This window comes from Streptomyces sp. NPDC093261, assembly GCF_044753645.1.
GTDB lineage: Bacteria > Actinomycetota > Actinomycetes > Streptomycetales > Streptomycetaceae > Streptomyces.
The window spans coordinates 1-21330 of the sequence record NZ_JBIVNO010000014.1; the positions used below are offsets into that span (position 1 = coordinate 1).

The following is a 21330-nucleotide window of genomic DNA, read 5'->3' on the forward strand; positions in this document are numbered from 1 at the left end:
AAACGCCCGGTTACATTCCGAACCCGGAAGCTAAGCCTTACAGCGCCGATGGTACTGCAGGGGGGACCCTGTGGGAGAGTAGGACGCCGCCGAACAAAATGTGAGGGAGACCCCCGTGCTTTTCAGCACGGGGGTTTTCTGCGTTCAGGACGATGTGCCGACCCCTCCGCACCGCGACGCGAACCGGGCGGGTAAGGTCAGGGGGCATCGTTGGCTCGTTTCCGCAGGAGGCCCCCGGGTGGAGGTCCAGGAGACCCGTATCCAGACAGATCGGGTCCTCACCATCCCGAACATCCTCAGTATGGCGCGTCTCGTCGGCGTGCCCGTCTTCCTGTGGCTGATCCTCAGGCCCGAGTTCGGCGGGCCCAAGAGCGACGGCTGGGCGCTGCTCGTGCTCGTACTGAGCGGCGTCAGCGACTACCTGGACGGCAAGCTCGCCCGGCGCTGGAACCAGATCAGCAGCCTCGGCCGGCTCCTCGACCCCGCGGCGGACCGGCTCTACATCGCCTCGACGCTGGTCGGCCTGACCTGGCGCGGGATCCTGCCTCTGTGGCTGACCGGGGTGCTGGTGGCGCGCGAGCTGGTCCTGCTGGTGATGGTGGGCATCCTCAGGCGACACGGGTACCCGCCGCCCCAGGTGAACTTCCTCGGGAAGGCCGCCACCTTCAACTTGATGTATGCCTTCCCGCTGCTGCTTCTCAGTGACGGACACGGTTGGATCGCGTCACTCGCTGCTATTTTCGGATGGGCGTTCGCCGGGTGGGGTACAACCCTGTATTGGTGGGCAGGAGTTCTCTACGTGGTCCAGGTCCGCCGCCTTGTCCGAGCGGATGCCATGGCCGATTGAGCCCGCGGATTGGCGGCCCCCGTGGATCGATGGCCCGCGCAGGGAAACTGCGGGACAATCCAGATGGGTGAAGTCGGCTGGACCGTCGTCTCTTCGAGGAGGACGCTTCCGACATGAAGGCCGTCGTAATGGCCGGAGGCGAGGGCACACGCCTTCGCCCCATGACCTCAAGCATGCCCAAGCCGCTCCTGCCGGTGGTGAACCGGCCGATCATGGAGCATGTGCTGAGGCTGCTCAAAAGGCATGGGCTCCACGAGACCGTCGTCACAGTTCAATTCCTGGCCTCACTGGTCAAGAACTACTTCGGTGATGGCGAGGAGCTCGGTATGGAGCTCACATATGCCAACGAGGAGAAGCCACTCGGTACTGCCGGGAGCGTCAAGAACGCGGAGGAAGCACTCAAGGACGATGCCTTCCTCGTCATCTCCGGTGACGCCCTGACAGACTTCGACCTCACCGATCTCATCAATTTCCACAAGGAAAAGGGCGCTCTGGTCACCGTCTGTCTGACCCGTGTGCCCAATCCCTTGGAATTCGGCATCACGATCGTCGACGAAGAGGGCAAGGTCGAGCGCTTCCTCGAGAAGCCGACCTGGGGCCAGGTCTTCTCCGACACCGTGAACACGGGCATCTATGTCATGGAGCCCGAGGTCTTCGACTACGTCGAGCCGGACGTTCCCGTCGACTGGTCTGGCGACGTCTTTCCCCAGCTGATGAAGGAAGGCAAGCCGATCTACGGCTATGTCGCCGAGGGCTACTGGGAGGACGTCGGCACGCATGAGAGCTATGTGAAGGCACAGGCCGACGTCCTGGAGGGCAAGGTCGACGTCGAGATCGACGGCTTCGAGATCTCCCCCGGCGTCTGGGTGGCGGAAGGCGCGGAGGTACACCCCGACGCCGTGCTGCGTGGTCCGCTCTACATCGGTGACTACGCCAAGGTCGAGGCCGGCGCCGAGATCAGGGAGCACACCGTCGTCGGCTCGAACGTCGTGGTGAAGAGCGGGGCGTTCCTGCACAAGGCCGTTGTCCACGACAACGTGTACATCGGCCAGCACAGCAATCTGCGGGGCTGTGTGGTCGGAAAGAACACCGACATCATGCGCGCGGCACGGATCGAGGACGGCGCCGTCATCGGCGATGAATGCTTGATCGGTGAAGAATCGATCGTGCAGGGCAATGTCCGGGTCTACCCGTTCAAGACCATCGAGGCCGGCGCGTTCGTCAACACCTCGGTCATCTGGGAATCGCGGAGCCAGGCGCATCTGTTCGGCGCCCGTGGCGTGTCCGGGATCCTGAACGTGGAGATCACCCCGGAGCTGGCGGTTCGGCTGGCCGGTGCCTATGCCACCACGTTGAAGAAGGGGTCCACGGTCACCACGGCCCGCGACCACTCCCGTGGTGCGCGTGCGCTGAAGCGTGCGGTCATCTCCGCGCTCCAGGCCAGCGCCATCGACGTACGCGACCTGGAGAACGTACCGCTGCCCGTTGCCCGGCAGCAGACCGCGCGTGGCAGCGCGGGCGGGATCATGATCCGGACGTCTCCCGGTGTGCCGGACTCCGTCGACATCATGTTCTTCGACGGACAGGGCGCCGACCTGTCGCAGGCCGGTCAGCGGAAGCTGGACCGGGTGTTCGCGCGGCAGGAGTACCGACGGGCCTTCCCCGGTGAGATCGGGGACCTGTACTTCCCGTCCAGCGTCTTCGACTCGTACACCGGTTCGCTGCTGCGGAGCGTCGACACCTCGGGGATCGCCGAGTCGGGCCTCAAGGTCGTCGTGGACGCCTCCAACGGCAGCGCCGGCCTCGTCCTGCCCAGCCTGCTCGGCAAGCTGGGGGTGGACTCGCTGACGATCAACCCCGGTCTCGACGAGTCCCGGCCCACGGAGTCCGCCGAAACGCGGCGATCGGGGCTGGTCCGGCTCGGCGAGATCGTGGCGTCCTCCCGGGCGGCCTTCGGTGTGCGGTTCGACCCCGTGGGCGAGCGGCTGTCGCTCGTCGACGAGAAGGGGAGGATCGTCGAGGACGACCGGGCGCTGCTGGTCATGCTCGACCTGGTGGCGGCCGAGCGGCGCAGCGGGCGGGTGGCGCTGCCCGTGACCACCACGAGGATCGCCGAACAGGTGGCGGCGTACCACGGGACGCAGGTCGAGTGGACCACCACCTCGCCCGACGACCTCACCCGCGTAGGCAGGGACGAGTCGACCATCTTCGGCGGCGACGGACGCGGTGGGTTCATCGTGCCGGAGTTCAGCAGCGTCTTCGACGGTACGGCGGCCTTCGTACGGCTCATCGGGCTGGTGGCCCGCACACAGCTCACCCTCAGCCAGATCGACGCGCGGATTCCGCGGGCGCACGTCCTCAAGCGTGATCTGGCGACGCCGTGGGCCGTCAAGGGGCTCGTGATGCGCCGGGTCGTGGAGGCGGCCGGCGACCGCTTCGTCGACACGACCGACGGCGTGCGGGTCGTGGAGGCGGACGGGCGGTGGGTGCTGGTGCTGCCCGACCCCGCCGAGGCCGTCACGCATCTGTGGGCCGAGGGCCCCGACGACGCTTCCGCGCAGGCCCTGCTGGACGAGTGGTCGGCGGTCGTGGACAGCGCCGGCCGATAAAACACCCCCCCGCGCGCGTGCCGGACAAGTGTCCCCAAGGGGGCCTGTCCGGCACGCCGGTGGGGCCATTCGGAGGTATCACGCGCGACGTGCGACGATGTGCGGCATGCCGCAGCCGCCCCCCGTTCGGAGCACAGCCACGCGACCCTCGCGTCCGGACGCATCCATGTCGTTGCTCACCAACGTCATGGACCACAGCCTCGACGACGGATACGCCGAGGCCGCCGCCCGGAAGAAGGCCGAGGGCGCCGGCGGCATGCCCAGGACGGTGCGCGCGAAGCTGGGCCTTGCGGCCGGGCTGGTGCTCGCCGCCCTCGTGGTGACCGTGGGGGCCGCGCAGGCCCGTATCGCGGCCCCGACGGTAGCCAAGGAGCGTCAGGAACTGATCGACCGCATCGAGCGGGAGACCGCGGCCGCGGACAAGCTCGAGGCCACGGTCGACGATCTGAGGGACGACGTGAGCGCGCGGCAGCGTGCGGCCCTGAAGAACGACGGGGGCGGAAACGACCTCGTGGGAATTCTGGCGGGGGCCGTCGCCGTGCACGGCCCCGGCGTGAAGCTCGTCGTGAACGACGCCAAGGAAGCCACCACGGGCGGTGACGGCAATCCTCGCGAGACCTCCGGTTTCTCCGACACCGGACGCGTACGCGACCGTGACATGCAGCGCGTCGTCAACGGGCTGTGGGAGTCGGGGGCCGAGGCGATCGCGATCAACGGACAGCGGCTGACGTCCCTGTCGGCGATCAGGGCCGCGGGTGACGCGATACTGGTGGACAACAGGCCGCTGGTGCCGCCGTACACGGTGCTCGCGGTGGGGGACGGCCAGCGGCTCAGCACCAGGTTCCAGAACAGCGCCGACGGGCTCTACCTGCATGCGCTGCAGCAGAACTACGGGATCCGGACGGCCATCTCCACCGAGGCCGACGTCCGGCTTCCCGCCGCACCAAGCGTGATCGTACGTACAGCACAACAGAGCACAGGGAAGGGCACATCGTGATCGCCGTACTGGGCCTCGTCGTCGGAGTCGTGGTCGGCCTGCTGGTCCGGCCCGAGGTTCCAGCGGTCGTCGAGCCTTATCTCCCGATCGCCGTCGTGGCGGCGCTGGACGCCGTGTTCGGCGGTCTGCGGGCCATGCTCGACGGCATCTTCGACGACAAGGTGTTCGTCGTGTCGTTCCTGTCGAACGTGGTGGTGGCGGCGCTGATCGTGTTCCTCGGCGACAAGTTGGGCGTCGGCGCGCAGCTGTCCACCGGTGTCGTGGTCGTCCTCGGTATCCGGATCTTCTCCAACGCCGCGGCGATCCGCCGGCACGTGTTCCGGGCGTGAGGCCGATGAGCAACGACGACGCGACTCCGAGGCCTGAGCAGGAGCCCGGGCACGAGCAGGAGCCTCGGCACGAGCAGGGCCCAGGGAGCGGGCGGGGTCCCGAGCATGAGCGCGGTCTCGAGCCCGGGCGTGAGCAGGGGCCCGAGCACCGGCTGCGCAGGGAACTCCCTCAGGAGATCCCTGCGCCGGCTCCCGGGGCCGCGCAGGCGCACGAGGGGGCCGAGGAGCAGTCGGCCGCGCTGACCGGACGGCAGCGCCTGGTGCAGGGTGTGTGGCCGCCGAGGGTCACCCGGGCCCAACTCATCGTCGCGCTGCTGCTGTTCGGCCTGGGCTTCGGCCTGGCCGTGCAGGTCGCCTCCAACAGCGACGGAAGCAGCGCCCTGCGCGGCGCGCGCCAGGAAGATCTTGTGCGCATCCTCGATGAACTGGACGACCGCACTCAGCGTCTTCAGGACGAGAAGCAAGGTCTCGAAGATCAACGGGCCGAGTTGGAGAACAGCTCGAACCGCGCCGAGGAGGCCCGCAAGCAGACCGCCGAGAAGGAGAAGCAACTCGGCATTCTTGCGGGCACGGTGGCGGCACAGGGCCCCGGGATCACGATGACCATCGGGGACACGAAGGGAACGGTCCAGGCGGACATGCTGCTCGACTCGATCCAGGAGCTGCGCGCGGCCGGCGCGGAGGCCATAGAGGTGAACGGCGTACGGGTCGTCGCCAGCACCTATCTGTCGGACTTCGGGAAGAGCGTGAGCGTCGACGGGAACAAGATCACCCAGCCCTATCGTTTCAAGGTCATCGGCAAGCCGCAGGACCTGGAGCCGGCGCTCAACATCCCGGGAGGCGTGGTGCAGACCCTCGAGAAGGAGCAGGCCACGGTCACCGTGGAGCGTTCGACCAAGATCGTCGTCGATGCCTTGCGGGCGGCGAAGCAGCCTGACTACGCTCGGTCGTCCTCCCAGTGAACCGGGGGTGCATGGAGCCCATCCGACGAGGGCATCAGGTTGCGGGGGGTCGGCGCACCGAATGGGTGGTGCGTGGTGGAAACTGTTTGGTGGATACGGACGTTGTGAGGATGTCCGGGTCGGCCGGTGTATGCAATCAGGGTTCGTCCTGCCCCACGGGCGGGTCTGTTTCGGTCAAGGGGAATCGCCCGTGAAGTTGTTTGCGAAGTTGTTCGGCAAGAGCGCGCGAGAGGGCAGCGACAACGCGTCCGCCCGTCATCGCGCACAGTCGCAGGACGCGGAGGGCCGGCGCCCCCTGTTCCGGGACCAGGTCACTGGTCCGGGTGGTGACATTTCGGGAGGCCAGGGCGCGCCGTCTGTTGACCCTGGCGCGTCCGGCCCCATAGGTTTCGGGGGCATGTCGGCCCTGGTGTGTACGAGGTGCGGCCACCGCAACGCGGAGAACAGCCGCTTCTGCTCCAACTGCGGCGCGCCGCTTCGGCCCGGGGCGGTTCCGGAGCGCGCGTCCGAGACCACGTCCACGATCTCCATCTCCGGTCTGGAGGCGTACGACGCGGAGGCGACCGGCCAGACGGCCGTGCCCACGCTCTCCCCGGAGGCGCAGGCGGCGGTCGACGCGCTGCCGTTCGGCTCGGCGCTGCTGGTGGTGCGCCGTGGCCCCAACTCGGGCAGCCGCTTCCTGCTGGACAGCGACCTGACCACGGCGGGGCGTCATCCGCAGAGCGACATCTTCCTGGACGATGTGACGGTGTCGCGCCGCCATGTGGAGTTCCGCCGGGGCCCCGACGGTTCGTTCTCGGTCGCCGACGTCGGCAGCCTCAACGGCACCTACGTCAACCGTGAGCGCATCGACCAGGTCCTGCTCCACAACGGCGACGAGGTGCAGATCGGCAAGTACCGGCTGGTCTTCTACGCCAACCAGCGGGGCGTCTGACCCTCCCCCCGGACTCCGTCCGGGGGGTCCCCCAGGGAAGGTCCCATGCTTCACACACCGAGCGGCGGTGCCGACCGTGGCACCGCCGCCCCGGACCGCGGGCTGATGAGCATCGGCACCGTGCTGAACGTGCTGCGCGAGGAATTCCCCGAAGTCACCGTCTCCAAGATCCGCTTCCTGGAGTCGGAAGGGCTCATCGAACCGCAGCGCGCCCCCTCGGGGTATCGCAAGTTCAGCGCACATGATGTCGAGCGCCTCGGTCATGTGCTGAGGATGCAGCGGGACCACTATCTGCCGCTCAAGGTCATCCGTGAGCATCTGGACGCCCTGGAGAGGGGCGAAGAGGTGCGGTTGCCGTCCCTGGGCCGTCCGCGTGATGCCGGTGACGGGGAACTGCTGGAGGAGCTCCTCGGCGAGCCCGAGGCCGCCCCGGCCCCGCGGATCGACCGCGACGAGCTGATGACGGCGACCGGAATCAGCGCCGAGCAGCTCGCGGAGTGGGAGTCATACGGCCTGGTCACGCCCCTGATGGAGGGGATCTACGATGCGGAGGCCGTCACGGTGGCCACTCTGCTGGCCGAACTGGGCCGGCATGGCATCGAGCCGCGCCATCTGCGGGTGATGAAGGCCGCCGCGGACCGCGAGGCGGGTCTGGTGGACCAGGTGGTGGCCCCGTTGCGGCGCCATCGCAATCCGCAGACCAGGGCGCACGCCGAAGCCCGTACGAAGGAGCTGGCCGGGCTGGCGGTGAAGCTGCACGCGGCGCTGGTACAGACCGCGCTGGGCGTTCGGCTGCCCTGAACCGGAGCGTTCGCGGTCGGCGGATCGGGCCGCCGATCTGTGCCCGACTACCCAAACATCCCGACCACGGCCTAGGGTTGCTGTGTGAACGAGCTCGATGTCGTAGGTGTCCGGGTCGAGATGCCCTCCAACCAACCGATCGTGCTCCTGCGTGAAGTGGGAGGCGACCGTTACCTCCCCATCTGGATCGGCCCCGGGGAGGCGACGGCGATCGCGTTCGCCCAGCAGGGCATGGCCCCCGCGCGACCGCTGACGCACGACCTGTTCAAGGACGTGCTGGAAGCCGTCGGCCAGGAGCTCACGGAAGTACGCATCACGGATCTGCGTGAAGGCGTCTTCTACGCCGAGCTGGTCTTCGCCAGCGGCGTCGAGGTGAGCGCCCGCCCCTCCGATGCCATAGCGCTTGCCCTGCGCACCGGGACGCCGATCTATGGCAGTGACGGGGTGCTGGACGACGCGGGTATCGCGATCCCGGACGAGCAGGAGGACGAGGTCGAGAAGTTCCGCGAGTTCCTCGACCAGATCTCTCCCGAGGACTTCGGTACGAGCAGCCAGTGACGGGCCCCCGGGGCGCGTCGGACGGGTTTGCGGGGCCGAGGGGCGGTTGCGGCACGCTTACGGCGCCTCGGGGTCACCGGGCGCTCAGGCTCAAGCCCGCTTCGGTGAGCGGGCCCGGGTGGCTCGGGTTCCCGCAGGGCGCGGGGCCACCGCGCGATCAACGACGGAGGCCGTGGGGCGAGGGGCCTGAGCGGTCGGCCGCACCGACATCGCGTCGTGTGCGGGGGACCGGGCACGGAGAGCGCCGGGGCCGCGCCGTGAAGCCGGACGCTCGGCGATGAGCCGTGAAGCCGGATGCCGGACGCCGAATGTCCGGTCCACACGGCTCCGGTCGATGATCCGTACGACGTCTCACGGTCCGCCGCAAGAGCATTCGGCTAGCCTTTCCCCGCGGCGGGGCACGGGAAACCACTCCTAGGGTGATTATCACTCGGCGTGCCGAGTGTGGCGATCGTTGACGCACCCCTGGTGACTGCCTACCGTCGAGAAGGCAGGTCAAGGACGGAGGTCGGCGTGAGAAGCAGCGGCGGCGGTACGGCAGGGGGGGCTCCCGGACGCAGTCTGGGAGAGAGCGGCCCGTACCCTCCCCCGGGCTCTCGGCTCCGCTCGAGCGGGGCCCGCCCCCATCACGGCGACGCGGCCGGCTCCGCCTCCCAGCGGCCGACGGCCGTGCCGGGCGACGCAGGGGTGGCCTCCGAGGACATCGGCTATCGCGGCCCTACGGCGTGCGCCGCAGCGGGGATCACCTACCGGCAGCTCGACTACTGGGCCAGAACGGGCCTCGTCGAACCGAGTGTGCGGCCCGCCTATGGGTCCGGGACGCAGCGCCTGTACAGCTTCCGGGATGTCGTCGTCCTCAAGATCGTCAAGCGTTTCCTCGACACCGGTGTATCCCTGCAGAACATCCGGACCGCCGTCCAGCACCTCAGGGAGCGCGGCTTCCGCGACCTGGAGCGGATGACGTTGATGAGCGACGGCGCGACGGTCTACGAGTGCACCTCGCCGGACGAGGTCCACGCGCTGCTCCAGGGCGGACAGGGCATCTTCGGCATCGCCGTGGGCGTCGTGTGGCGGGACGTGGAGAGCGCCCTGTCTCAGCTGCACGGGGAGCGCGTCGACACCGGGGAGACCATCGTCGGCCACAACCCGACGGACGAGCTGGCGCGGCGCCGCAACCGGGCCGTCTGACACGTGAGGCGACGACCGGTCGCATTGTCAGTGGCGTAGGGCAGCATCGGAGATGTGAGAACCGCGCCCACGATCCTGCATCTCGACATGGATGCCTTCTACGCCTCGGCGGAGCAGGCATCCAAGCCGAGCCTGCGCGGGAAGGCCGTCGTCGTGGGCGGGCTGGGGCCTCGCGGGGTCGTGGCGACGGCGTCATACGAGGCACGCGTGTTCGGAGTGCACTCGGCGATGCCGATGGCCCAGGCGAGGCGGCTCGCGCCGAACGCCGCGTATCTCACGCCCCGCTTCGGGTTCTACCGGCAGATCAGCGAGCAGGTCATGGGGCTGCTGAGGGCCCTGTCGCCCCTGGTGGAGCCGCTGAGCCTCGATGAGGCGTTCGTCGACCTGGAGGCCGGGAGAGCGGCCTGGGACGAGGAGTCGGCGCGGCTCGTGGGAGTCAGGGTGCGCGCGGACATCCGGTCGGTCACGGGTCTGACGGGCTCGGTGGGACTCGCCGCCTCCAAGATGCTCGCCAAGATCGCCTCCGAGCAGGCCAAGCCGGACGGCCTGGTGCTGATCCCGCCGGGCACCGAGCGGGCGCTGCTCGGCCCGATGTCGGTGCGCACGCTGCCCGGGGTCGGGCCCGCCACCGGGGACCATCTGCGGCGGGCCGGGATCACCACGGTCGACGAGATCGCCGAGGCGGGCGAGGACGAGCTGGTCAGGCTGCTGGGCAAGGCCCATGGGCAGGCGCTGTACGCCATGGCTCTGGCCCGGGACGAGCGGCCCGTCGTCGCGGAGCGGGAGGCCAAGTCGATCTCGGTCGAGGACACGTATGACGTCGACATCCACGACCGGGTCCGGGTCGGTCTTGAGGTGCGGCGGCTCGCGGACCGTTGTGTGCGACGGCTGAGGGACGCCGGGCTGTCGGGACGGACCATCGTGCTGAAGGTGCGCAGATACGACTTCTCGACCCTGACCCGCTCCGAGACCCTGCGCGGACCGACGGACGACCCCGGGGTGGTGCGCGAGGCGGCCGCGCGGCTGCTGGAGTCCGTGGACACCACCGGTGGGGTCCGGCTGCTCGGCGTCGGCGTCAGCGGGCTCGCCGACTTCACACAGGAGGACCTGTTCGCCCAGGCGCATCTGGCGGCCGGGGAGACGGAGGCCGAGGAGCATCCGGAGGCGGAGGCCGTCACCGAGTCCCCCGAGGAGGAGTCGACGGTGCCCGCCGAGCGGGTCTGGCGCGCTGGGCAGGATGTGCGGCACACCGAGCACGGGCCTGGCTGGGTGCAGGGCAGCGGGCTGGGCAGGGTGACGATACGGTTCGAGACGCCTGACTCGGGGCCGGGGCGCGTGCGGACGTTCCGCACCGACGACCCCCGGCTGGAGCCGGCGGATCCGCTGCCCCTGGTGCCACGAAGACTCGAGGCCGCGGAGGCAGGAGCCGAGGCCGAGGCGGTATCCGGGGCCGCCGAAGAGAGCCCCGAGACAGTATCCGAGGCCGCCGACGAGAGCCCCGAGGCCGCCGAAGAGAGCCCCGAGGCCGGTGAGGCGGGATTCGAGGCCGCCGAGCCGCGGTCTACGCCGGCCGGCAGCGGGGCGTGACGGCCCGGACGGGCGGCGGGCCATTACGGCGTCGAGGGCGTGACCATGCCGGGGAGCAACGGGGCGTGGCCATGCCGGAGAGCAGCAGGGCGTGAGGGCGCCCATGGGCGTCGGGCCCTGGCGGGGCCGTCGGGCGGTCGAGGCCGGACGGTCCGGTCCCACGGGCCACCGACGGGTGCTGCACGGGCGAGACCTGGGAAGCGCGCCCCGGGAAGGAGCGTGCCGCTCGGTCCGGCGTGGCGCCGGCCGCATGAAAGCCGGCGGGGTGTATGGCGTCGGGGAGGTGGCGTGTCGGGGGTGTGACGGCCCCGACGTGCGGCGCGGCATGCGGCTGCCGATGGCCCGACGTGGCGCCGATGGCCCGACGTGGCGCCGATGGCCCGGCGCGGCGCCGATGGCCCGGCGCGGCGCCGATGGCCCGGTAGCCGTCGGTCCAGGGGGCGACAGGTGCCCAGGACCGGGCCCGAGGCGCCCCGCTCTCAGGCCCCGTCGGGCTTCGCCAGGTGCCCGAAGTCGCGGTCCGGCGGCGGAGGCGGCGGGGCCACGTCGAGGCCGTAGTGGTGGTAGAGCTGAAGCTCCTGTTCGGGGGAGAGGTGCCGCCCGACCCCGAAGTCGGGTGCCTCTTTGATCAGCGCACGCTCGAAGGGCACGTAGAGCACACCCTCGACCAGCCGGCTGGGTTCCAGCGGCACGAACGCGTCCCTGCTGAACAGACCCGTCCGTATGGCCGCCCACTCCGGTACCCCGGTCGCGTCGTCGAGGTAGACCTCGTCGATCGTGCCGATCTTGACGCCATTGCGGTCGAACGCCTTGCGGCCGATTAGATTCCGCGGATCGATATCGGTCTGCACGGTCCCTCCAACTGGTCGCAACACATCCGTCAGCACTACAAAAGAGCACATTCGGCACGGCGGCCACTCGAAGGATGTCTTGTTGTCCCCGCTGGTAGTCTGGCAAGCGGCTGTTGACCCCGTGCGGGAGAGTCCTTCGGAGTGATCCGGAGGCGCCGAAGGAGCAAACCCTCCCCGGAATCTCTCAGGCACACGTACCGCACGGACGAGGTCACTCTGGAAAGCAGGGCGGGTGTCGACGGCTCCCGCTCTCACCGACGGTGAAAACCGGAGCGCCTTCGGGCGGACCGGTGAAGCTCTCAGGTCGAGATGACAGAGGGGGAGGCCGTTGGGGTACCCGCGCCGAGGTGCCCCCCGAAGGTCGCGTCAGACCAGGAGGCCTCCGCAATGACCGCCCATCGCATTCCGCTCTCCGAGCTCGAGCAGGGAACGCCCTTCGAGCAGCGCCATATCGGGCCCGACCAGGAGGCGCGGGCCAAGATGCTCGCGCAGGTCGGCTACGGCTCGCTCGACGAGCTCACGGCCACCGCGGTCCCCGATGTGATCAAGAACGCCGACGCCCTGGACCTGCCGGGCGCGCGCACCGAGGCAGAGGTACTGGCCGAGCTGCGCTCGCTGGCCGACCGCAACCAGGTCCTCGACTCCATGATCGGTCTCGGGTACTACGGCACCTTCACGCCGCCGGTGATCCTCCGGAACGTGATGGAGAACCCGGCCTGGTACACCGCGTACACCCCCTACCAGCCGGAGATCTCGCAAGGCCGGCTCGAGGCGCTGCTGAACTTCCAGACCATGGTCGCCGACCTCACCGGCCTGCCGACCTCCGGTGCCTCCCTGCTCGACGAGGGCACTGCCGCCGCCGAGGCGATGGCGCTGTCCCGGCGCATGGGCAAGAACAAGAAGGGCCTGTTCCTGGTCGACGCGGACGCGCTGCCGCAGACCATCGCCGTGATCCAGACCCGTGCCGAGCCCACCGGGGTCGAGGTCGTCGTCGCCGACCTCGGCGACGGCATCCCGGCCGAGGTCGCCGAGCGCGAGATCAACGGCGTACTGATCCAGTACCCGGGTGCCTCCGGTGCCGTACGCGACATCAAGCCGGTCATCGAGCAGGCCCACAGGCTGGGCGCGGTCGTCACCGTCGCCGCCGACCTGCTCGCGCTCACGCTGCTGACCTCCCCCGGCGCGCTGGGCGCCGACATCGCCGTCGGCACCACCCAGCGCTTCGGTGTGCCGATGGGCTTCGGCGGCCCGCACGCCGGCTACATGGCCGTGCACGAGAAGTTCGCCCGGAGCCTGCCGGGCCGGCTCGTGGGCGTCTCCGTGGACGCGGACGGCCACAAGGCGTACCGGCTGGCGCTGCAGACGCGGGAGCAGCACATCCGCCGTGAGAAGGCGACCAGCAACATCTGCACCGCCCAGGTGCTGCTCGCGGTGATGGCCGGGATGTACGCCGTCTACCACGGGTCCGAGGGCCTGCGCACCATCGCCCGGCGCACGCACCGGTACGCCGCGATCCTGGCCGCGGGGCTCACCGCCGGCGGGGTCGAGGTCGTCCACGGTTCCTACTTCGACACCCTGACCGTGCGGGTTCCGGGCCGGGCCGACGCGGTCGTCACCGCCGCCCGCGAGCGGGGGGTGAACCTGCGCCTCGTCGACGCCGACCAGGTGTCGATCGCGTGTGACGAGACGACCGGACGGGCCCAGCTCGCTGCCGTCTGGACCGCGTTCGGCGTCGAGGGCGATGTCGCGGCGCTGGACGCGACGACCGAGGACGCGCTGCCGCAGGCGCTGCTGCGCACCGACGCCTACCTCACGCACCCGGTCTTCCACCAGCACCGTTCGGAGACCGCGATGCTGCGCTATCTGCGCCGGCTGGCCGACCGCGACTACGCGCTCGACCGGGGCATGATCCCGCTGGGCTCCTGCACCATGAAGCTCAACGCGACCACCGAGATGGAGCCGGTCACCTGGCCGGAGTTCGGTCAGCTGCACCCCTTCGCGCCCGCGGAGCAGGTGCAGGGCTACCTCACGCTCATCGGCGAGCTGGAGCAGCGGCTCGCCGAGGTGACCGGCTACGACAAGGTCTCCCTCCAGCCCAACGCCGGTTCGCAGGGTGAGCTGGCGGGTCTGCTCGCGGTGCGCGGCTACCACCGTGCCAACGGCGACGAGCAGCGCACCGTGTGCCTCATCCCGTCGTCCGCGCACGGCACCAACGCCGCCAGCGCCGTCATGGCCGGTATGACGGTCGTCGTCGTGAAGACCGCGGAGGACGGCGAGATCGACGTCGAGGACCTGCGCGCCAAGATCGAGCAGTACCGCGACGAGCTGGCGGTGCTGATGATCACCTACCCGTCCACCCACGGTGTGTTCGAGGAGCACGTCGCCGACATCTGCGCCGCCGTGCACGAGGCCGGCGGTCAGGTGTACGTCGACGGCGCCAACCTCAACGCCCTGGTCGGTCTCGCCAAGCCGGGCCACTTCGGCGGCGACGTCTCGCACCTCAACCTGCACAAGACGTTCTGCATCCCGCACGGGGGCGGCGGCCCCGGTGTCGGCCCGGTGGGCGTGCGGGCGCACCTGGCGCCGTACCTGCCGAACCACCCGCTGCAGCCCGCGGCCGGCCCGGAGACGGGCGTCGGCCCGATCTCGGCGGCCCCGTGGGGCTCGGCGGGCATCCTGCCGATCTCGTGGGCGTATGTCCGGCTGATGGGCGGCGAGGGCCTCAAGCGGGCCACGCAGATGGCGGTGCTCTCCGCCAACTACGTCGCCAAGCGTCTGGAGCCGCACTACCCGGTCCTCTACACCGGCCCGGGCGGCCTGGTCGCGCACGAGTGCATCATCGACCTGCGCCCGCTGACCAAGGCGACCGGCGTGAGCGTCGACGATGTCGCCAAGCGGCTGATCGACTACGGCTTCCACGCGCCGACCATGTCGTTCCCGGTGGCCGGCACACTGATGATCGAGCCGACCGAGTCCGAGGACCTCACCGAACTCGACCGGTTCTGCGACGCGATGATCGCCATCCGTGCAGAGATCGAGAAGGTCGGCTCGGGCCAGTGGCCCGCCGAGGACAACCCGCTTCGGGGCGCCCCGCACACCGCTGCGGCGCTCGGCGGCACGTGGGAGCACGCGTACACGCGCGAGGAGGCCGTCTTCCCGGCCGGCGTGTCGGCCGCGGACAAGTACTGGCCGCCGGTGCGCCGCATCGACCAGGCTTTCGGCGACCGCAACCTGGTCTGCTCCTGCCCGCCGCTGGACGCTTACGAGGAGTAATCGGCGTAGGACATGCGTCGGGGCCGGTTCGGGGCGTCTGTCTCCGGCCGGCCCCTCGTGTCGCGGGCAGCCTCTGCCCGCCGTGTCGGGGGCAGCGAGTGCCCCTCGTGTCACGGGGCAGCGAGTGCCCCTTGTGCGCCGCTCAGGCGGCCGTCATCACCTGGTCGATGCCCAGTGGGCGGTGCGGGGCGATGATCTGGCCGTCGGGCAGAAGCTCACCGGTGTCCTCGAAGAGCAGAACGCCGTTGCACAGCAGGCTCCATCCTTGCTCCGGGTGGTGCGCCACGAGACGGGCGGACTCCCGGTCGGCGGATTCGGCGGTCGGGCACGGTGGCTGGTGCTGGCACATGGTGGATGGGATCTTTCGCTGTGTCGTGATGGGTGAGATGGCTGTCGTGTCTGTCCTGCGGCTCGTCGTGTCGTTCATGGCCGCCCCCCGTCGGCGATACGTTCCGGACCCAGTGTTGCCCTACGGCCGTCAATCCGCAGGCATTTCGCTGTACCGGTTCTCACAGGTTCATGACGCGTCACCCAAGCGGACGGTTCAGCCCAACTCCCCCGTCTCTTCGGATGGTTTGTGATGGCCGGAAGGGGCTAGTCCGTGCAGGTCGGCCCGCGCTTTTCCCCTCGTACGAGCAAGGTGGGGCACGAACGAGCGAGGGGCGCGGGGGTGCGTCGGCGCGCGCACGGAACAGGCGCCCACGGAACACACGCGCACGACCGGTGCCCCGCAGCCGTTTCCGGCGGCGGGGCACGGGGCGGGGACGGGGGTGTGCGCCTATGCGGGCGAGCCGAGCAGCGGGGCCGGCGTCATCCGCAGGGTGAGCACCGGCAGGAGGTCGGCGACGCGGTGCGGACGGTGGGCCGCTATGCCGGGCGGGGCCGGGGCGAGCGGAACGAGGAGATCGGTCGCGGCCAGGGACCCCGACGCGCCGTCGGCGGAGCAGTCGCCGTGCAGCCACAGTGTGAGCATGTAGAGCTTCGGCACGGACAGCAGCCGGGCCTGGCAGGGCTGGGTCGCCGTCTCCGCCTGGCGCAGGGCGCGTTCGGTGGCGGCGATGTAGGGGCCTTCGAAGAAGTGCGAGAACGCCCAGCCGTCGGGGGTGAGCATGGTCTCGGCGGCGGCGACGGCGCGGTCCCCGCAGCGAATGAGGAAGCGCCACCCCGCGAGCCGGGTGGCCCACTCGCCCGTGGGGGTGATTCCGTCCAGTACGTGCACGGGCAGCGGGAGTTCGGGGGTCACGGGTCCCTGGGCGGCTCGCAGGGACGGGGTACGAGCCTCCTGGACCGCGGTGGGGGAACCGAGTGCCGTGAGGACGGAGCGGAGAGCGGGCGGGGGTGCCGGGGGGACATGCAGCAGCATGATGGGTCGCCTCTCATTCGACAGGCACAGTGGCGCGGGGGGCGGTGCGGGAAGGGGCGGGCGGACGTCGCTGTCAGCTCTCGGGGTCAGAGGAGCGGGGGAACGGTGCCCGGACGAATGGAGGCGCTTTGACGACAGGGCTCACGACCGCGCGCGCCAACTCTCTCTGCCCCGTGCGCAAAGTTTATACGACACATGTTCATGCAATGTTTCGTCTAGTCGTCCCGCGGGTGACGAACAAGAGGATATCCGGTCGCTGATTAGCGGGATTCGTCCCGATATCGAGCGGGCGCACCAGGCGCGACCTCGGATTGCTCGTGCGTAACGGTCGGCTGGTTCTCGTCGACGTTTTTTACGAGGTGGTTGCGCCCCGAAAATGCATACCGCCGCATGCCTGGGGAATGTGCCCGGAGTCACCGCCCACCAGCCTAGCGGGTGGTGGCCGCACGCGGGGGCGTTATCGATCGCGTTGCCGGGGCATCATCCACCGTGACCCGGGACAGCAGCGGCCGGGACGTCGGCCTGCCCATCCTAGGAGGGACGTACTCGATGGGAGAGAAGGTCGTGGCAGGGGTGTTCGACCTGTCCGATCGTCAGCGCTACCGAGACAAGCTCAGGCAGTGTCTGACGGGACTTGTGCGACTGCTGGAGGAGGAGAGGTTCGATCGGCCGAAGAACCTCATGGGTCTGGAGATCGAATTGAATCTCGCCGGACCGGACGGCATGCCGAGAATGATGAACGCGCAAGTGCTTGAAAGGATTGCCAGTCGAGATTTCCAAACGGAACTCGCCATGTTCAATCTAGAGGTCAACATAGCTCCACACCGGCTGGGCGGCAGGGTATTCGACCGGCTCGCCGAGGAGTTGCGCACCTCGCTGGCCTATGCCGACCGGAAGGCGAACGAGGTCGACGCCGGCATCGTGATGATCGGTATTCTGCCGACGCTCGACCGCGACGACCTGGTCTCCTCCAACCTCTCCGCCGTCGACCGGTACACCCTGCTCAACGACCAGATCGTGGCCGCCCGCGGCGAGGACTTCACCCTCGACATCGAGGGGGTGGAGCGGCTCGTGTGCACCTCCCGCTCGATCGCGCCCGAAGCCGCCTGCACCTCGGTCCAGTTGCACCTCCAGGTGACCCCGGCGCGCTTCGCCGACGTGTGGAACGCCGCGCAGGCGGTCGCGGCGGCGCAGATCGCACTCGGCGCCAACTCGCCGTTTCTGTTCGGGCGTGAGCTGTGGCGCGAGTCCCGTCCGCCGCTGTTCCAGCAGTCCACCGACACCCGGCCGCCCGAACTCCAGGCGCAGGGGGTGCGACCGCGGACCTGGTTCGGCGAGCGCTGGATCACCTCGGCCTACGAGCTGTTCGAGGAGAACCTGCGCTACTTCCCGGCGCTGCTGCCCATCTGCGACGACGAGGACCCCTTGCGCGTCCTCGATGAGGGCGGCACACCCAAGCTCGCCGAACTCGTCCTGCACAACGGCACGGTGTACCGCTGGAACCGGCCGGTGTACGGGATCGCCGACGGCGTGCCGCACCTGCGGGTGGAGAACCGGGTGCTGCCGGCCGGACCCACCGTCGTCGATGTGGTCGCCAACGCGGCCTTCTACTACGGCGTCGTCCGCGCCCTCGCCGAGGACGCGCGGCCGGTGTGGGCGCGGCTGCCGTTCGAGGACGCCGCCGCCAACTTCGACAACGCCTGCCGCTATGGCATCGAGGCACGTCTGAGGTGGCCGCGCCGCGGGCGGTACGGCGGGATCGCCGAGGTGGATGCCGTGGACCTGGTGCGCGACGAACTGCTGCCGCTCGCCGAGGCGGGGCTCGACGCATGGGGTGTCGAACCGGCCGACCGGGACCTGTACCTGGGGGTGATCGAGGAGCGGTGCCGGCGGAGGGCCAATGGCGCGACCTGGCAGTCCGCCACCTTCCACCGGGCTCTGGAGCAGGGGCTCGACCGGGGCGCCGCGCTCGCGGCGACGACCCGGCGCTACGGTGAGCTGATGCGCCTGGGCGAGCCGGTGCACACCTGGCCGGTCGGGTTACCGGAACCGGTGCTGCTGGGCTGAGCGGCGCCTGCCGTCCTTTGCCTGCCTCCCAACTGTGTCCTCCTTGTTGATCCCTGTTGAGCCTGTGCCGTGCAGCAGCCGTATGGCAGAGCGGAGGGGAGAGGCGCCGGCTACGGCGCCCGTGTTCCGCACGGTATCCGCCTCCTCGGCCTGTCGCGCACGATCTTCGTAACTTCATTCGAGACCCTGACGGGGCGAAGATGGGACGCGGCGGGATCGCTCATGGCGCAACAGGAGGCGGGAGTGCAGGTAGAGGCAGGCTCGGTGGCCGATTCTTATCCGGCGGAGCAGCCGACGCGACGGATGCTCCGTGACGAGACGCTGCTGGTGCTGGCGCTCTCGCTCGGCGCGAGCGGAGTGTCCGCGCTGATCAGTTTTGTCGGCTCGGTCACCAAGCCGGGGGGTCTCAGGGACCAGGCGGCCACCCTCAATGCCTCGGCCGCACCAGGCCGCCCCTGGCTCGATCTCGCCTGGCAGCTCTTCGGTATCGCGACGGCCCTCGTGCCGGTCGCGCTCGTCGCGCACTTCCTGCTGCGCGAGGGCGCGTCGCTGCGCACGCTCGGCTTCGACCGCACACGGCCGTGGCCGGACCTCGGGCGCGGGGCGGTGATCGCCGCGGTGATCGGTTCCGCCGGCATCGCGTTCTACCTGGCCGCCCGGGGTTTCGGCGCCAACCTCACGGTGGTGCCGGAGGCGCTGCCCGACGTGTGGTGGAAGTTCCCGGTGCTGGTCCTGTCGGCGGTGCAGAACGCGGTCCTGGAAGAGGTGATCGTCGTCGGCTATCTGCTGCGCCGCCTCGGCCGGCTGGGCTGGACCCCCGGTACGGCCCTGGTGGCCAGCTCGGTGCTGCGCGGCTCTTACCACCTCTACCAGGGCATCGGCGGGTTCCTGGGCAACATGGTGATGGGCGTGGTGTTCGTCCTCCTCTACCGGCGCTGGGGACGGGTCGGGCCCCTGGTGGTGGCTCACTCGCTGCTCGACATCGGGGCGTTCGTCGGGTACGCGCTGCTGGCGGGCAAGGTGGGCTGGCTGCCCACGGCGTGAGGGGTGACCGCGGCGTCAGCCGAGCAGTTCGCCCTCGATGACGGTGACCGCATGCCCGGTGAGCAGGGTCCGGTCGCCGCGGAGTGCGGTGCGGACGCGGCCCGAGCGTGATGAGGCCTGAAGACCGATGAGGTCAGGGTGGCCGAGCCGCTCGGACCAGTAGGGGGCCAGGGCCGTGTGGGCGCTGCCGGTGACGGGGTCCTCGTCGATGCCGACGTTCGGGAAGAAGCAGCGGGAGACGAAGTCGTATCCCCGGGAGGGATCCTCGGCGCGGGCGGTCGCGATGACCCCTCGCTCGGAGTGGCGGCCGAGCGCCCTGAGGTCGGGGGAGAGGCCGAGCACGGACCGCTCGTCGGCCAGTTCGACGATCAGGTCGCCGACGCCCGGGCCGGTGTCGAACGCGGTGAGGGGCTCCGCGCCGAGGGCGTCGGCGAGACCCTCGGGGATCTCGGCACGGGTGAGCGGAGCGGTGGGGAAGTCCAGCGTGATGGAACCATCCTCGTGCGGCGTGGCGCTCAGTACGCCACTGCGGGTGGCGAAGCGCACGGGGCCCTCGTGGGTGCCCGTGGAGTGCAGCACATGGGCGGTGGCGAGGGTCGCGTGGCCGCACAGGGCGACCTCGGTGGCGGGCGTGAACCAGCGCAGCGCCCAGTCGGCCTCGTCGCCGTCGGGAAGCCGGTGGGCGAACGCGGTCTCGGCGTGGTTGACCTCGCGCGCCACGCTCTGGAGCCAGTCGTCCCCCGGGAACGCGTCGAGAAGGAGGACACCGGCCGGGTTGCCGGTGAAGGGGCGGTCGGTGAAGGCGTCCACGATTCGAATCCGCATGGGCCGACGGTAGACCCCGCCGGACGGGCCGGCCCAAGGCCAATCCGTGGTGGCTGGACTTGACGCGTCGCAAATGAGCTGGTCCCTGGCCACCCCGGTGGCCTGCGGCGACCAGACGTATGGAGATGAGGAGGAGCCGAAAATCTCAGCCGATGTGGTCCAGGCTCAATGAACCGACCGATGTTGTTCTGTGCCAGGACCTGCGCCTTCACCCGAGACGGCCGGGGCGAGGGCTGACGCCTTGGCCCCGGTCCGCAAGGAATCCCTTGAAAAACCGCCCTGCCCGGTCTGTTCAGGCCCTATGCCAGAAGCAAGCCACAGGTCACAGCGCTGGACATGCTCCCAGCGCTGCCGCCAGAAGGCATATCGACGGCGGAAGGCGACGCAGCCCCGATAAAAGATCGTCACCGCTGTCCCGTCTCATCGAAGTCTCAACGAGTCCTGAGCGCGGTGGGTGTCGGCCGCCGCCTGAATGCGGGCGTGATACCGCTGCCACTTGGCATCGTCGCCGAAGCCGTCGTGATCTGGTCCGGCCTTGCCGTCGATGAGCTCTCGCAGGACATCGGCATGGCCGGCATGCCGGGCAGTCTCGGAGACCATGCGAACGAGCAGCACGCCCAGGGTGGTGGCCCGGCGGTCTTCAGGCCAGTGCGGCACCTGGCCCGGGGTTTCGAGTGCGAGATCCGTGATGGTCCGGTCGGCATGCGCGCAGGCACGTTGATAGAGCCCGATGATGTACTTGCTGGACTCATCGGGTCTGGCCCACATGTCTGCGCCTTCCCAGATCGAACCGTCCTCGACCCAGGCCAGGGGCTCTGGTGCCGGCCGGTCGAACGACTCGCCGAGGTATCCGTACTCAAGGCCTGCCAGATGCTTGACCAAGCCCAGCAGGTTTGTGGCGGTGGGCGTCATGGGCCGGCGCATGTCGTATTCGGTGAGTCCCTCCAGCTTGGAGAGCAGACCGGCCCGTCCTGCCCGCAGCTTGCCGTGCAGCTCCGCTTTGAGATCAGTCACGTGGTCCTCCTTCAAGGATGAGGCCACCCAACCACGGGCCTGTGACAAGAAGCCGGCGATGCGCCCGAGGCTGACGACGGC

At 69.6% G+C, this 21330-nt stretch carries 18 protein-coding genes, 1 rRNA gene and 1 riboswitch; of the genes, 14 read left to right on the plus strand and 5 right to left on the minus strand.

What is annotated here, in order from left to right; genetic code table 11:
* The 11 genes from rrf to ACIP94_RS26040 form a co-directional block, all read left to right on the plus strand.
* Positions 1–95: ribosomal RNA gene (rrf, locus tag ACIP94_RS25990) — 5S ribosomal RNA — on the plus strand; the annotation flags it as partial.
* 143 nt (positions 96–238) lie between these two features.
* Complete coding sequence (locus ACIP94_RS25995; protein ID WP_402430285.1) at positions 239–847, plus strand: CDP-alcohol phosphatidyltransferase family protein; 609 nt, start codon at positions 239–241, stop codon at positions 845–847.
* 113 nt (positions 848–960) lie between these two features.
* Positions 961–3456, plus strand: a complete 2496-nt coding sequence (locus ACIP94_RS26000) for a sugar phosphate nucleotidyltransferase (protein ID WP_402430288.1) — start codon at positions 961–963, stop codon at positions 3454–3456.
* A 166-nt stretch (positions 3457–3622) separates the two neighbouring features.
* Complete coding sequence (locus ACIP94_RS26005; RefSeq protein ID WP_402430291.1) at positions 3623–4453, plus strand: DUF881 domain-containing protein; 831 nt, start codon at positions 3623–3625, stop codon at positions 4451–4453.
* Positions 4450–4782 (plus strand): small basic family protein, encoded by a 333-nt coding sequence (locus ACIP94_RS26010; protein ID WP_019708255.1) that lies wholly within the window; start codon positions 4450–4452, stop codon positions 4780–4782. Before ACIP94_RS26005 ends, ACIP94_RS26010 begins: the two co-directional genes overlap by 4 nt.
* A gap of 5 nt (positions 4783–4787) precedes the next feature.
* Positions 4788–5744: a DUF881 domain-containing protein gene (locus ACIP94_RS26015; RefSeq protein WP_402430294.1), complete on the plus strand. Its 957-nt coding sequence runs from the start codon at positions 4788–4790 to the stop codon at positions 5742–5744.
* A 61-nt stretch (positions 5745–5805) separates the two neighbouring features.
* Positions 5806–6678, plus strand: coding sequence for an FHA domain-containing protein (locus ACIP94_RS26020; RefSeq protein WP_402430297.1), 873 nt, complete (start codon positions 5806–5808; stop codon positions 6676–6678).
* Between the two features lie 45 nt (positions 6679–6723).
* Complete coding sequence (locus tag ACIP94_RS26025) at positions 6724–7479, plus strand: MerR family transcriptional regulator (RefSeq protein WP_402430300.1); 756 nt, start codon at positions 6724–6726, stop codon at positions 7477–7479.
* 84 nt (positions 7480–7563) lie between these two features.
* A complete protein-coding gene (locus ACIP94_RS26030; RefSeq protein WP_004002801.1) occupies positions 7564–8037 on the plus strand; it encodes a bifunctional nuclease family protein in 474 nt (157 codons plus the stop codon).
* Positions 8038–8550: 513 nt separating this feature from the next.
* Positions 8551–9225 carry a MerR family transcriptional regulator gene (locus ACIP94_RS26035; RefSeq protein WP_402430303.1) on the plus strand — a complete coding sequence of 225 codons (675 nt, stop codon included), beginning with the start codon at positions 8551–8553 and terminating at the stop codon, positions 9223–9225.
* 54 nt (positions 9226–9279) lie between these two features.
* A complete protein-coding gene (locus ACIP94_RS26040) occupies positions 9280–10812 on the plus strand; it encodes a DNA polymerase IV (RefSeq protein WP_402430306.1) in 1533 nt (510 codons plus the stop codon).
* A 479-nt stretch (positions 10813–11291) separates the two neighbouring features.
* On the opposite strand, the gene ACIP94_RS26045 is transcribed toward ACIP94_RS26040, so the two are convergent.
* Positions 11292–11663: a PRC-barrel domain-containing protein gene (locus ACIP94_RS26045; protein ID WP_402430309.1), complete on the minus strand. Its 372-nt coding sequence runs from the start codon at positions 11661–11663 to the stop codon at positions 11292–11294.
* A gap of 114 nt (positions 11664–11777) precedes the next feature.
* Positions 11778–11873, plus strand: a riboswitch (glycine riboswitch).
* 177 nt (positions 11874–12050) lie between these two features.
* Here ACIP94_RS26045 and gcvP point away from each other — a divergent pair.
* Positions 12051–14936: an aminomethyl-transferring glycine dehydrogenase gene (gene gcvP / locus ACIP94_RS26050; RefSeq protein ID WP_402430312.1), complete on the plus strand. Its 2886-nt coding sequence runs from the start codon at positions 12051–12053 to the stop codon at positions 14934–14936.
* Positions 14937–15078: 142 nt separating this feature from the next.
* Here gcvP and ACIP94_RS26055 read toward each other — a convergent pair whose 3' ends face one another.
* Both ACIP94_RS26055 and ACIP94_RS26060 read right to left on the minus strand, forming a co-directional pair.
* The gene (locus ACIP94_RS26055; RefSeq protein WP_200423537.1) at positions 15079–15285 is read right to left on the minus strand and encodes a DUF5999 family protein; all 207 of its coding nucleotides are present in this window, start codon (positions 15283–15285) and stop codon (positions 15079–15081) included.
* 429 nt (positions 15286–15714) lie between these two features.
* Complete coding sequence (locus ACIP94_RS26060; protein ID WP_402430316.1) at positions 15715–16299, minus strand: hypothetical protein; 585 nt, start codon at positions 16297–16299, stop codon at positions 15715–15717.
* A gap of 549 nt (positions 16300–16848) precedes the next feature.
* Between ACIP94_RS26060 and ACIP94_RS26065 the strand changes: the two genes are divergently transcribed.
* Together ACIP94_RS26065 and ACIP94_RS26070 are read left to right on the plus strand one after the other, a co-directional pair.
* Complete coding sequence (locus ACIP94_RS26065) at positions 16849–18366, plus strand: glutamate-cysteine ligase family protein (protein WP_402430319.1); 1518 nt, start codon at positions 16849–16851, stop codon at positions 18364–18366.
* Between the two features lie 243 nt (positions 18367–18609).
* On the plus strand, positions 18610–19410 hold the full coding sequence (locus ACIP94_RS26070) for a CPBP family intramembrane glutamic endopeptidase (RefSeq protein WP_402430321.1): 801 nt from the start codon (positions 18610–18612) through the stop codon (positions 19408–19410).
* 15 nt (positions 19411–19425) lie between these two features.
* Here ACIP94_RS26070 and ACIP94_RS26075 read toward each other — a convergent pair whose 3' ends face one another.
* Together ACIP94_RS26075 and ACIP94_RS26080 are read right to left on the minus strand one after the other, a co-directional pair.
* Positions 19426–20235 carry a PhzF family phenazine biosynthesis protein gene (locus ACIP94_RS26075; RefSeq protein WP_402430324.1) on the minus strand — a complete coding sequence of 270 codons (810 nt, stop codon included), beginning with the start codon at positions 20233–20235 and terminating at the stop codon, positions 19426–19428.
* A 420-nt stretch (positions 20236–20655) separates the two neighbouring features.
* On the minus strand, positions 20656–21249 hold the full coding sequence (locus ACIP94_RS26080) for a DinB family protein (RefSeq protein WP_402430327.1): 594 nt from the start codon (positions 21247–21249) through the stop codon (positions 20656–20658).
* Between the last annotated feature and the right edge of the window lie 81 nt (positions 21250–21330).